The 13,230-nt window shown below is 66.2% G+C and carries 10 protein-coding genes; 9 read left to right on the top strand and 1 reads right to left on the bottom strand.

Annotated elements, in window-relative coordinates:
- From VFW45_09045 to VFW45_09005, 9 genes are all read left to right on the top strand, one after another.
- A partial coding sequence (locus VFW45_09045; protein HEU5180926.1) for an AAA family ATPase occupies window positions 1–789 on the top strand: 789 nt, incomplete at its 5' end.
- Window positions 790–847: 58 nt separating this feature from the next.
- A complete protein-coding gene (bamA, locus tag VFW45_09040; protein ID HEU5180925.1) occupies window positions 848–3,616 on the top strand; it encodes an outer membrane protein assembly factor BamA in 2,769 nt (922 codons plus the stop codon).
- Window positions 3,617–3,663: 47 nt separating this feature from the next.
- Complete coding sequence (locus VFW45_09035; GenBank protein HEU5180924.1) at window positions 3,664–4,266, top strand: OmpH family outer membrane protein; 603 nt, start codon at window positions 3,664–3,666, stop codon at window positions 4,264–4,266.
- A 22-nt stretch (window positions 4,267–4,288) separates the two neighbouring features.
- Entirely contained in the window at window positions 4,289–5,329 is a 1,041-nt protein-coding gene (lpxD, locus tag VFW45_09030; GenBank protein ID HEU5180923.1) for a UDP-3-O-(3-hydroxymyristoyl)glucosamine N-acyltransferase, read from the top strand.
- Entirely contained in the window at window positions 5,329–5,769 is a 441-nt protein-coding gene (gene fabZ, locus VFW45_09025; protein HEU5180922.1) for a 3-hydroxyacyl-ACP dehydratase FabZ, read from the top strand. Before lpxD ends, fabZ begins: the two co-directional genes overlap by 1 nt.
- On the top strand, window positions 5,766–6,548 hold the full coding sequence (gene lpxA / locus VFW45_09020; protein ID HEU5180921.1) for an acyl-ACP--UDP-N-acetylglucosamine O-acyltransferase: 783 nt from the start codon (window positions 5,766–5,768) through the stop codon (window positions 6,546–6,548). The genes fabZ and lpxA overlap by 4 nt, the downstream gene beginning before the upstream one ends.
- Window positions 6,549–6,581: 33 nt before the next feature.
- Complete coding sequence (locus VFW45_09015; GenBank protein HEU5180920.1) at window positions 6,582–7,517, top strand: Gfo/Idh/MocA family oxidoreductase; 936 nt, start codon at window positions 6,582–6,584, stop codon at window positions 7,515–7,517.
- Window positions 7,514–8,617, top strand: a complete 1,104-nt coding sequence (locus VFW45_09010; GenBank protein HEU5180919.1) for a serine hydrolase — start codon at window positions 7,514–7,516, stop codon at window positions 8,615–8,617. The genes VFW45_09015 and VFW45_09010 overlap by 4 nt, the downstream gene beginning before the upstream one ends.
- 1 nt (window position 8,618) lies before the next feature.
- Entirely contained in the window at window positions 8,619–9,623 is a 1,005-nt protein-coding gene (locus tag VFW45_09005) for an energy transducer TonB (protein ID HEU5180918.1), read from the top strand.
- A 13-nt stretch (window positions 9,624–9,636) separates the two neighbouring features.
- Here VFW45_09005 and VFW45_09000 read toward each other — a convergent pair whose 3' ends face one another.
- Complete coding sequence (locus tag VFW45_09000; protein HEU5180917.1) at window positions 9,637–13,119, bottom strand: FG-GAP-like repeat-containing protein; 3,483 nt, start codon at window positions 13,117–13,119, stop codon at window positions 9,637–9,639.
- Window positions 13,120–13,230 lie beyond the last annotated feature (111 nt).

Below are 13,230 nucleotides of genomic sequence, written 5' to 3'. Positions count from 1 at the left end.
GGCAAGACCGAGCTCGCGCGGCAGCTCGCGAAGGTGTTGAAGATCGAATTCATCCGCTTCGACATGTCGGAATACATGGAGAAGCACGCCGTCGCCAAGATGATCGGCTCTCCTCCGGGCTACGTGGGCTACGAGGAGGGGGGCCTGCTGACGGAGCGGGTGAAGCGCAAGCCGTACTCGGTCGTGCTGCTGGACGAGATCGAGAAGGCCCACCCCGACGTGCTCAACATCCTCCTGCAGGTCTTCGAGGACGGGCAGGTCACCGACGCCTACGGCGACACCATCGACTTCAAGAACTGCCTTCTCATCATGACCTCGAACATCGGGTCCTCCCTGATCCAGAAGGGGCCGAAGCTCGGCTTCTCCGGCGCCGACAGCGGCGAGGAATACCGCAGCCGCCGCGAGCTGGTGATGCGCGAGGTGAAGCAGTCCCTCAGCCCCGAATTCCTGAATCGCATCGACGAAATCATCGTCTTCGACGTTCTGTCCGACGAGGACCTCCTCGCCATCGCCCGCCTGATGATCCGCCAGCTGAACGAGGGCCTGGCGCACAAGGGAATCACGCTCGCCGTCATGGAGGAGGTCTACCGCTGGCTGATCGACACCACGTGCGCCGATCGTTCCTACGGTGCTCGGCCGCTGCGGCGGGCCATCCAGAAGCACATCGAGGACGCCCTGTCCGAGAGCCTGATCCTCGGCACGCTGCCCCGCCAGGGGGAGATCGAGATCTACCTGGATCAGGAGCGTCCGGCCTTCCGGGAAGCCATGGGAATCAACACCCTTCCGTGAGGCCGGCGGGACCCATCCCCCTTTCAGGCCCGAGAGGATCATCAAGGATTTGCCAGGCATGCTGAGGCGTGGCTTGCGAAGGGTCCTGGCGGCCTCGGGGGCGGTTCTGCTGCCGCTCCTCGCGCTGGCGCAGGCGGAGACCATTGAGCGCATCGTCGTGGACGGGAACGTCCGCATCTCGACCTCCGCGCTGCTCAGCCAGCTCACCATCAAGGAGGGGGATTCCTACGACCCGGAAGCGCTGCGGCGGGAATTCCGCCGGCTGTGGGAGCTGAACCTCTTCGACAACATCACGCTGGAGGTCCGCCAGGGCGACAAGGGGAAGATCGTCCTGTGGCACGTTCAGGATCGCCCGCTGATCGCCGACGTGGAGTATCGCAACTTCAAGGCCTTCACCACCACGCAGATCGACGAGCGCCTGCAGGACGTCAAGGCGGAGGTCCGCCGCGGCTCGCCGGTGGATTACACCCTCATCCGCAAGACGCAGGAGACCCTCAAGCAGATGCTGGGGCAGAAGGGCTACCTGGACGCCGAGGTGAAGATCGAGACCAAGGAGATCGCGCCCGGGCAGCTGAGCCTCGCCTTCGTGGCGCACCAGGCGGGCAAGACCAAGATCGACAAGATCGACTTCGTCGGGAACTCCGTGTTCTCGGACCGGCAGCTCAAGAAAATGATGAAGCTCACCAAGGAGAAGGGGCTTTTCACCTGGGCGAGCTCCAAGGACCTCTACCACCCGGGGAAGTTCGACGAGGACGCGCGCATCCTGCGCCAGGCCTACATGGACGCCGGCTACCTGGACGTGGAAATCAAGCCCGAGGTGGTGGAGCTGCTGCCGAGCAAGGGGAATCCCGACAAGCCCGAGACGCCCGAGCAGACCGCGAAGCGCCAGAAGAAGGAAGAGGCGCAGCGACAGGCCGCGGCCGAGGAAGCGCAGCGGGAAGCCGCGCGCAAGGCCGAGAAGGAGGCGAAGGAGGCGGCGAAGCAGGCGGATAAGGCCGCCAAGGCCGCCGCCAAGGGAGAACCCCCGCCGGCGAAGCCCGAGAAGAAGGAGGAGAAAGAGCCCAAGACGCCGAAGAAGTGGATCTACGTCACCGTGCCCGTCGTCGAGGGGCCGCAATACCACCTGGCGTCAATCAACGTCGAAGGGAACAAGGTCTTCACGCGCGAGGAGATCCTGGCGCGGGTGCCCGTCAAGGAGGGGGGAATCTTCAACGACGGCGCGGTCAAGCAGGGGCTGGGCCGCATCCAGCTGGACTACGGGGAGAAGGGGTACTTCTACGTCACCGCCAACCAGGTCGTGGAACGGCGGCCGGAAGGCAATCTCGCCGATCTGAAGATCGAGATCGACGAGGACAAGCAGTACCGCATCAACACGCTCGAGTTCGCCGGCAACTCCAATACGCGGGACAAGGTGCTACGCCGCGAGATCCCGGTCGGCGAGGAAGACCTCTTCGACCTGAAGCGCTTCCGGCTGGGCCTCAGGAAGATCAACCAGCTGGGCTACTGGCAGGTCACGCAGGATGCCGGCATCCATCCGCGCACCGGCGAGGACAAGGTCGACGTGGTCATCGAAGGGACGGAGTCGAACCGCAACGAGATCCAAGTGGGTGGTGGCGTGAGCGGCGTGAACGGCGCTTTCCTGTCGGGCTCCTACGCCACCCGGAACTTCCTGGGGAGGGGCGAGATCCTCCAGGCCTACTTCCAGCTGGGCGGCCGCCAGTCGCGCTACAGCCTCTCCTTCATCGAGCCCTGGTTCATGGGCAAGCCCTGGACTCTCGGCGCCAGCCTGTTTCGGCGCAGCTCGGATTTCAGCAACAGCGCGACCCAGGAAGGCCACGGAGGCAGTCTGCAGGTAGGGCGGCTGCTGGGAACCTTCTCGCGCCTCGATTTCACCTACATCTACGAGTTCGCTTCCGCCCATCAGGGATCGATCGCCACGGCCGAGACGCTCACCAGCAGTATCACGCCCACCTGGACCTATGACTCGCGTAACAACTTCTTCCGTCCGACGCGCGGCTACCGGTTCAGCCTCTCCACCCAGATTGCGGGAGGCCCGCTGGGAGGCGACAACTCCTACGTGAAGCCACTGGCCTTCGGGACGGTCTACCTGCCGTCGTTCAAGAAGCAGTACATCGGGCTGAATGCCGCCATCGGCTACGTGCGCGGCTACGAGGGGAAGACCGTCCCGGTCTACGATCGCTTTTACCTGGGAGGGGAGCGGTCGCTGCGGGCCTTCAAGAGCCGCACCGTGGGGCCGGCGCGCTCCGATGTCGACCTGAACGGGAACGGCCGCATCGACATCCCGGAGGACCTCGACGGGGACGGCCACTTGGACGTCGGCGAGGACACCAACGGCAACCTGTCCCTCGACACCGAGGACCTGAATCTCAACGGCATCCTGGATCCCGGCGAGGATCTGAACGGCAACGGCATTCTCGATACCGAGGACGTGGACCACGACAACCGTCTGGACACGAACGAGGACCTGAACGACAACGGCTCTCTCGACACCGGCGAGGATACCAACGGCGACGGCATCTTCGGCACGATCTTCCCGGGAGGAGACAAGTTCGTGCAGTTCAACGTCGAGTACATCTTGCCGCTGGGCGATACGGCGGAGTTCGTCAGCTTCGTGGATGCCGGAAACGCCTTCGACAACGGCCATAAGATCGACCTGCAGGACCTGCGGATGGACTACGGCGTGGAGCTGCGCTTCTATCTGCCGATTTTCCAGGCCCCCTTGCGTTTCATCTACGGCTTCATACACGATCCCTTGCCCGGGGAGAAAGGGGCCAGCTTCCAGTTCTCCATCGGGACTACTTTTTGAGATAGAACCGCCAGGTCAACCCTTTGAAGAAGCAGGAGAAACTAAGAATGTTCAAGAAGTTAGCCGCATGTCTAGGGCTCGCCCTTTTGGGGGGCAGCCTGGCCCTGTCGCAGCAGGACACCGGTCGAATCGGAGTCTTCGACTCCCAGGCGGTCTGGCAGCAGACGGAAGAGGGCAAGAAGTTCCAGGCCCAGCTCGCCGCGTTCAGGGACGGCAAGATTGCCGAGATCGGCACGCGCGAGACGGAGCTTGGCAAGCTCAAGGACAAGCTGAAAGAGCAGGAAGTGAGCCTCAGCGACGAGAAGCGCAACCAGATGCTCAAGGACATCGATCAGAAGACCATCGACCTGAAGCGCCTCAACGACGATGCCACGCGCGAGATGAAGGCGCAGCTCGGCGACAGCCAGGACCAGTTCCAGAAGGAGCTTGTCGAGGTGGTCACCGCCCTCGGCAAGGAGAAGAAGTACATGATGATCCTTGAGAAGAGCATCGTGGTCTATAGCGACACGGTGGCCGACGTCACGGGCGAGGTCATCGCCAAATTCAATCAGCTCTACAAGGGAGGCCCGCCGGCACCGGCCGCCAAGGCCAAGGACACGAAGCCCCCCGCGGACAAGAAGCCGGTTCCCGATCCCGGGAAGAAGCCGTAGCGCCGGGGCCGGAGGGGCGGCGATGCCGAACCTGACGCTGCAGGAGATTGCCGGCACTCTGGGCGGACGGCTCGTGGGTAAGGACCGCACCGTCAGCGGAGTGCAGTCGCTGGAGGGTGCCGGGCCCGAGCACCTGTCGTTCCTGGCCGATCCGCGGTACCGCGGACTGCTGGAAACCTCCCGCGCGGGCGGCGTGCTGGTCCCCCCCGGAGTGGAATCGGCCCGTCTCAGCCTGGTCGTGGTCGATCGCCCCCTGGTGGCGCTGGCCCGGATCATGCCCGAGCTCCACCCCGAGGCGCTGCCGCCACCGGGGACGCACCCTTCCAGCTCCGTCCCCGAGGATTGCGTCCTGGGGCGCGAGGTGCGCATCGGAGCGCAGGTGAGTGTCGGCGCCGGCTGCCGCATCGGGGAGCGCAGCGTGCTGGGAGCCGGCGTGGTGCTGGGTCGCGAGGTGACCGTGGGAAGCGACTGCCGCCTGCATCCCGGCGCGCGCATCCTGGACGGCTGCCGCCTGGGGGACAGGGTCATCGTGCACGCCGGGGCGGTGGTGGGAAGCGACGGATTCGGCTTCGCGGAGGAGGGGGGCGTCCACCTGAAGATCCCGCAGATCGGCAATGTCGTCCTGGAAGACGACGTGGAGCTGGGGGCGAACACCACCGTGGACCGGGCGACTTTCGGAACCACGCGCATCCGCCGCGGCACGAAGATAGACAACCTGGTCCAGATCGGGCACAACTGCGACGTTGGAGAAGACTGCATCCTGGTGGCCCAGGTCGGGCTCGCGGGAAGCGTGCGCGTCGGCCGCGGCTCCATCTTCGCGGGGCAGTCGGGCTCGGTCGGCCACGTGCGCATCGGCCGCGACGTGCGTGTCGGCGCCAAGTCGGCGGTCACCGGGGACCTCCCGGACGGCGCTTTCGTCACGGGCCACCCGGCGCGCGACCATGGCGCCTGGAGGAAATCGCAGGCGGGGCTGCTGCGCCTGCCGGAGCTGCGGCACCGCGTGGCGGAGCTGGAGCGCCGGCTCGCGGCGCTGGGGTCCCGCCCCACCAAGGAGGAGGGTTGATGGAACCCCTGGACGTCCGCGCCATCATGGAGATCATCCCGCATCGCTATCCCTTCCTGCTGGTGGATCGCGTGGTCGAGCTGGAGGAGGGTAAGCGCATCGTCGCGATCAAGAACGTGTCGTTCAACGAGCCCTATTTCCAGGGACACTTTCCGGGGAACCCGATCATGCCGGGAGTGCTGGTGGTGGAGGCGATGGCCCAGGCGGGGGCCGTCCTGCTGCTGCACTCCCGTCCGGAGAGCCGCGGCAAGGTCGTCTACTTCGCCGGCATCGACAAGGCGAAATTCCGACGTCCCGTCGTTCCCGGGGACCGCATCAGCCTGCGTGTCGAGGTTCTCAAGCTGCGCAGCCGGACCTGCCTGATGCGGGGCGAGGCGTTCGTCGGGGAGAATCTGGTCGCCGAGGCCGAGATCTTCTCCTCCATGGGGGATGCGCCGTGAGTCCGGCGGAGGTCCATCCGAGCGCTCTCGTGCACCCCGGCGCCGAGCTCGGCGAGGGATGCCGGGTCGGTGCCTTCAGCCAGGTGGGAGAGAAGGTGCGTCTCGGGGCGGGTTGCGAGGTGATGTCCCACGTGGTGATCGACGGTGACACGCAGGCCGGCGAGGGGTGCCGCTTCTTCCCGTTCAGCGCCATCGGGCTGGAGCCGCAGGATCTCAAGTACCGCGGCGAGCCGACCTCCGTCCGCATCGGGGCACGCAACCAGTTCCGCGAGTACTGCACGGTGCACGCGGGGACCGTCGGGGGCGGCGGGGTGACGACCCTCGGCGACGGTAACCTGTTCATGGCCTATACCCACGTGGCCCACGATTGCCACGTCGGCAGCTCCACCATCTTCGCCAACGCGGCCACCCTCGCGGGGCACGTGACGGTGGAGGACTTCGCGGTCATCGGCGCCTTCTCCGGCGTGCACCAGTTCTGCAGGATCGGCACGCACGCCTACATCGGCGGCTACTCGGTGATCACGCAGGACGCGCTGCCCTACGTGCTCACCGTGGGGAACCGGGCGCGCGCCTTCGGCATCAACATCGTCGGGCTCAAGCGCAAGTCGTTTCCCGAGGAGACGGTCGCCGCGCTCAAGCAGGCCTACCGGCTGCTGTTCCACAGCAAGCTGATTACGGCCCAGGCCATCGAGCGGATCGACCGGGAGCTGGGCGGAATCCCGGAAGTGCAGTACCTTGCCTCGTTCATCCGCTCCTCCCAGCGCGGCATCGTGAAGTAGGCGGTCCGCCGCGCGCCGCAGGAGCCGCACGCCATGGGCGTCCCGATCGCCGTCATCGGAGTGGGTCACCTCGGACGCCACCATGCCCGCCTGCTGGCTTCTCTTCCCGGCGCCGATCTCACAGGGGTCGTCGATCGCGACCCCGCGCGGGCCTCGGAGATCGCTGCGCTGCATGGCACCGAGGCCTTTCCGGATCCGGCCGCGCTGCCGGCGCGGACGCGCGCGGCGGTCGTCGCCGTGCCGACCCTGCACCATCACGCCGTTGCTCTGGAGGGCCTCGAGAGAGGATGGGACCTCCTGGTTGAGAAGCCGCTGGCGGCGAGCGTTGCACAGGGCCGGGAGATCGTCGAGACGGCGGCGCGGCTGGGACGCGTCCTCCAGGTCGGCCACACGGAGCGCTACAACCCTGCGGTGCGGGAAGCCCTGGCGCGTGTCAGCCGCCCGCGCTTCCTGGAGGTCCATCGCCTCGGAGTGTTCGCCGGGCGCAGCCTCGACGTGGACGTCATCCTCGACCTGATGATTCACGACCTGGACATCGCCCTGAGCCTCGACCCCAGTGGGGTGCAGGAAGTGGCCGCCGTGGGAGTCAATGCGCTGACCGACAAGATGGACATCGCCAACGCGCGCGTGCTCTTCGCCTCGGGCTGCGTCGCCAATCTGACCGCCAGCCGCATCAGCTCCGAGATGGTCCGGAAGATCCGCATCTTTCAGCCGGAGAGCTACCTGAGCGTCGACTCGGCCCTGCAGGAGCTCACGCATGTCCGGCTGGAGCGCTCCGGCGGCGCCGCGCCGCACATCGCCCGAGTCCCTTCCGAGATTGAGAAGCAGGAGCCGCTGCGCTGCGAGCTGGAGGATTTCCTAGAAGCGGTGCGCGACCGGAGGCGCCCGATCGTCTCGGGCGCCGACGGGCTGGCCGCCCTCGAGCTTGCCGAGACCATCCGCCAGGTCATCCAGGAGGGCGGGAGATGACGGCGGCGAGGGCTTATCTCGATGAGCAGCGCGGCCGCGGCATTTTCCCGGGGGCGCGCTACCGCATCGCGCGCGGGCAGGAGGTGATGGAAGACGGCTGGCTCGGTGCCGCCGTCGTCGAGCCGGAGAAGGTCCCCGTCGTCGAGGAAACCATTTACGATCTCGCCTCGCTCACCAAGCCCCTGGTAACGGGAGCCCTCGCCGGGCTGCTGCATGCCCGCGGGACGATTTCGCTGGAGGCACCGCTCCGGCAGCTCCTTCCGGAAATCTCCGACAGCTGGGTGGGAGAGACGAGCCTGATGGACCTGCTGGTCCACCGCTCCGGCCTGCCCGCCTGGATCCCGATCTACCTGAGCGCCTCCGATCGCGCCGGCTATCTGCGGACGATTGCCGGATTGCCGCGCGAATACCGGACAGGAGCCCGCGTCACCTACAGCTGCCTGGGCTACATCCTGGTCGGTCTGGCGCTCGAGCGGACCGGCGGTGCGCCTCTCGACGAGCTGGCTCGCCGCGAGATCTTCGACCCTCTGGGCCTGAAGGAGACCCGGTTCAATCCGCCGGCACCATGGAGGCGGCTCATCGCCGCCACGGAGCGCGGCAATGCCCGCGAGCAGGAGCTGGCCGGGGTCGCGGGGCGCAGCTTTGCAGGGTGGCGCTCCCAGGTGGTGTGGGGAGAATGCCACGACCTGAACGCCTGGAGCCTGGGAGGAGTGAGCGGCAACGCCGGGTTGTTCTCGACCGCCGCCGAGGTGCATGCGATGGCCCTGGAATTCCTCAATCTGGGCAAGGGGTTGTACGATAGAGCTACCGTGCAGCTTCTGCAGCGAGACCAGACCCCCGGGTTGAACGAGAATCGCTCGGTAGGCTGGCAGTTGGCGCTCACCCCGGGCTGCTCGGCCGGCCCGGAAATGTCGCCTGCGGCGATCGGCCACACGGGATTCACCGGGACTTCGCTCTGGATCGATCCGGCCGAAGGATGGATTCTGATCTTGCTGACCAATCGCGTGCATCCCGCCTACCGTCCGGATGACATGAATGCCGTCCGCCGCGGCTTCCACCGCGCAGCGCTCGGGGCGCGTGATGTCCGCGGAACTGACTAGGATGATGGCAAGCCCCTTTTCCACGCCGCCCGACAGGCGGTTCCGCCTCGGTCTGGGCGGCGCCGTGCTGGTGTCCCTGGCACTGCATGCTCTCCTTCTGATCTGGATGATGGTCGGGGGCGCTGCCGATATTCTCCTGCTCGCCCCTCGCCGGGCCGCCGTCGCCGTCGGGCAGGGCCAGAAAACTCCCGATTCCATGCAATTCACCTTCGTGGAGCTACCCGACGATCGGCCCGTGGCGGAGAACCCCCGGGCGAGGCTCCTGTCGGACAAGACTCGCGTGGCGCGGCAGCCGGTTCCGACGCCACCCGGCGCCCTTCTGACGCCGGACCCCCATTCGTTGGGCGATTCGCCGGAGCGCCGTGCAGGAGGAGTTCGGTCGATGCCTGGCCGCCCGAGCCCGCCGCCTTCGGGTGCTGCAGGAGGAGGAGCTGTCTCCAGACACGCCGAGGGACAGAATCCGGCTGTCGAGGAGGATCCGGGCGGTGATTTAAGGGTTCGGCCGGACGATCACGGCGCGGAAGACGAGCAGGAGGGCGAGCAGAGCGGCGGCCCGGGAGAATCGCGCGAGGATCGTCGCGCGGCATTCCAGAAGGCGCTCAAGGACCTGAATTCGGGGTCCTATGATTTCAGCGGCTTCGACAATCCCGGCTACCTTCAGGGGAACAACTACGGAACGCTCTCCTTCGACACGAAGGGCTTCGACTGGGGCGATTACGCGCGTCAGCTCTACCTGATCATCAAGAAGAACTGGTACGACCGGATTCCGATCGCCGCCTATTATGGACAGAAGGGCAAAGTATTCATCCGCTTCGTTATCGCGAAGAACGGCAGCATCACCGACCTCGCGGTGATCCGCTCCTCGGAGATCACACCGTTCGACAAGGCGGCGGAAAACGCCATCCGGGCTTCGAATCCGCTCCCCCCGCTCCCCTCCAATTTCCCCAAGGACGCCGAAGGCGTCACCTTCGGCTTCTTTTACAACCTGCCGATCGAGCGGGACTAAAGGGCCGCCTTCCTCACGGCGGCGCCGGCGGCATCTCCTTGCCGTACTGGGAAGTGAGAAAAACCAGGTCCAGCCCGTCGATTTTTCCATCCAGGTTGATGTCGGCCCCGCGCGAGGCGGCATAGCCCGGGTCGTTTCGCGAGAAGCCGAACCCCTGGGCCCAGAAGGCCAGGTCGCGCCCACCGACCCGGCCCGATCCGTCGATATCGGCGCGCTCGGAGAGGATGTTCACGGTGATCATCGGGGTGTTCAGGGAGGGGCTCAAGGCGGCCACCTCGCCGAAGTCGATGACCGGATCGCGGCGGAAGAAGCCCCCGCGCAGCGCGATGGGTCCGGGGAGCGATGGAACGTCGAAGGCGGAATCGTGCAGGAAGGTGCCGTCGCCGTTTCCCAGGAACACGCTCAGACTGGCGCCGGCTGTGTTCGCCACCACCAGATCGAGCACCGTATCGCCGTTGAGATCCACGGCCGCGACCGAGGTCGATCCGGCCCCCGTGCTTAACGGCGGGCGAATGACCCAGCTTCCAGGTGGAAACTGGATGGCCAGACGCAGGTTGCCCGAGGAGTCAGCGAAAGCCAGATCGCTGCGATCATCGCAGGCGTCGCCGATGCCGTTCCCGTCGACATCCTCCTGCCCAAGGTTGTAGGTGTCCGGGCAATTGTCGCGCGTCAGGACGGCCGTTGGGAAGGAATCCAGGTCGGGATCGGTCGGCTGCGCACAGGCGTTTCCCACCGAGTCGGTGTTGAAGTTCTCCTGACCGGGATTGTAGCGGGTGGGGCAGTTGTCGGTGGCGTTCGGGATCCCGTCGGCATCCTGATCATCGGCGGGATTGTAGATGCTCGGGTTGCTGTCGCAGGCGTCCCCGATGCCGTCCTTATCGGTATCGAGCTGGATGAAATTGTAGACGTCCGGGCAGTTGTCCTGCCGCCTGGCGATGAAGGTCACGGTGACGTCGCCGTCCGGGTTCTCGACCAGGCTGCACGCGTCTCCCGCACCGTCGCGGTCGGTATCCTGTTGGGTAGGGTTGGCGCGGGTGGGACAGTTGTCGAGGATATCGGGAACGCCGTCCAGATCCTCGTCTTTCGGATTCGCGTCGAGCACCGCCAGGCCGACGGGAGTGCCGCCGATCGCAATCGGGGCGAGGGCGGTGAATCCTCCCGTGCCGTCACCCCGAAGGATCTGCACCGATCCCGTGCCGGGCAGGGTGACCGCCAGATCGGGGTTGCCGTCGCCGGCGGTGAACTGCCCGTCCACAATCTCCCCCGGGGTGGCGCCGAGAGATAGGGCCACGGGACTCAGGAAGTCACCCGCCGGCTCGCGGACAAGGACCTCGATCTGGCTGGAAGCGGGCTCCAGCGCGACAAGATCGGGGTCGTGATCGCAGGCGGTTCCGACCTCGTTGGAGTCGGCGTCCGCCTGGGAAGGGTTGTAGATGTCCAGGCAGTTGTCGTTGAGGTCGGTGACCAGGTCCCCATCGGGATCGGCCGTGGTGCTGTCGCAATCATCGCCGCGCGGCGTCGTCTCGATGCAGGAACCCCCGGGACAATCGCTGTCCAGGATGCACGGCTGAGCATTGTTCGTGCCGCCCAGGCAAGTCTTACCGCGCGTGTTGGTCTGGGCGGGATTGTAGCGGGAAGGGCAGTTGTCGGCGGTGTTCGGGATCCCGTCCCGATCGGCGTCGAGCAGGTTCAAATCGGTGCCCAGCAGGCCCGTGGCCGATGCCGCAAGAGGGACGGCGGTCTCGGGAAGCAGGCAGGTCCCCGAGGGACAATCGGGATCCCCCGTGCACGATTTTCCGGCATTGTCGCCTCCCAGGCAGACTCCCAGCGTCAGCGTGAAGGCACAGGTCCCGCCCGGGCAGAAGGCGTCGGAGGTACAACTCGCGCCGGCGGAGGTGCCTCCGGAGCAGGCTCCCACCACCGAGCCGAAAGTCGCGAAGCCGCTGCCGCGCAGGATCTGGATCACCGGCACCGACGTCCCTCCGGCGGTCCCGTCCTGATCGGCCAGCGCCACGGCGACGTCGAGGAAGAGGTCGCGATCGAAATCGGCCAGGGTCAGGGCCGTGGGTGCGGAGCCAGCCGGGAAGGGAGACTGCCGGCGCTTGAAGAAGAAAGCGTTGCCGAGCGAGCTGAAGGTCTGCAGGGCGTCGCCCGTCTGCGAAAGGACGACGAGATCCTCGCTGCTGCCGGCATCGAGGAAGCTCGAGGTGAGCGCCGAAGGGGCGCGCGTCGCCGTGACCGGAGAAATCGGTACCTCGACGAAGGGGTTCACGCCCCCACCGTCGAAGAGAGTCAGAGAGTCACCGTCGAAGTTGGTCGCCGCGATCCGATCCGGGAAGCCGTCGCCGTCGCGATCGGCCAGCGCCACAGCGTTGGGACTTCTGAGAGTGCTCGATCCGGACCCCAGCACGGTGGGGGAGGACAGAAATCCGCCCGTCCCGTCGGCTGCGAACAGCGACAGGGTGTTCGAGCCGAGATTGGCGACCACCACGTCATCGAAAGAGGAATGGAAAATCCTGCCGGCCGTCAACTGTCGCGGCTGGTCCCCGTCGCCGCTGAGCTGGGGCGTCCCGACGGTCACCGTCCCGTCTCCCACGCTCAGGACCGGGACGATCCCGCCCGGATCGCTGGGCCCCGTGAGCTTCTGGCAGTCGAGAGGATCGCTCGCCTGGCCCCCCGACAACAGCACGGTCAGGTCGGGGAAGTCATCCGCGGGGCCGGGGAGCTGATCATCGTTCAGGCGCGTGGCGACGGCGTAGGTTGGATGGCGGCCCACCGGATAGATGACGGGAGTTTGAAACGCTCCGGTACCATTCCCCAGGAGGACGGCAAGGTTGTCTGCGCAGAACTGCGTCACCGCCAGGTCGGGCTTGTTGTCGCGATTGAAATCGCCGCTGACGATGCCGAAGGCTCCGACCCGGGTGGAGGCGGTCTTCTGGGCGGAACTGCGCACGTCGACGCTGCGTGCGAAGCCGAACGTTCCATCGCCCCGGCCTATGTAGATCGAAACGGTGTCGTCGACCTCTCCGGTAATCGCCAGGTCCAGCTTTCCATCGCGGTTGAAGTCGGCGATCGCGACCGCCTGGGCGCCGCGTGCCGCCACGACGGTGGGCTTGGTCACGAAGGTGAGGTCCACGTCGGAGAGGAGCACGGTCACGGTGCGCGCGATGCGGTTCACCACGATAGCGTCGGGGCGATTGTCCTTGTTGAGGTCCGCTGACGCGAGAAAGGTGGGGCCCGCCGCCGCCAGAAAGGGAGAGGGACTGCGCTCGACGTAGTTTCCCGCCGGGTCCTCCTGGAACAGCGAAACGTCGGAAGATTCGAAATTCGCCTGCAGGAGATCGACTTTTCCATCGAGGTTGAAATCGGCAGCGAGCACCGCTCCCGGACGGTCGGGCAACCCGGGACGCAGCGCCAGGATTCCTCTCTCGGCGGGAAAGAGATACCAGCCCGAGAGGGCGAGGAGGCCCGCTCCGGCGCCAATGCGTAAGAGCAACCAGGCGGCGCGACGGGGGGAAACCGGCCGGACCGAGGGCATCGGGGAAGGGAAGTGGCGCTCCGTAAGTATTTAGCTTCTAAAGCTTTGAAGCGAAGCCATCCTAGCCGC

The sequence above is a fragment of the Candidatus Polarisedimenticolia bacterium genome, from assembly GCA_035764505.1.
In the GTDB taxonomy this organism is placed as follows: Bacteria; Acidobacteriota; Polarisedimenticolia; order Gp22-AA2; family AA152; genus AA152.
The sequence above is the reverse complement of the archived record's forward strand: the minus strand, read 5'-3'. Positions and strand labels throughout refer to the sequence as shown.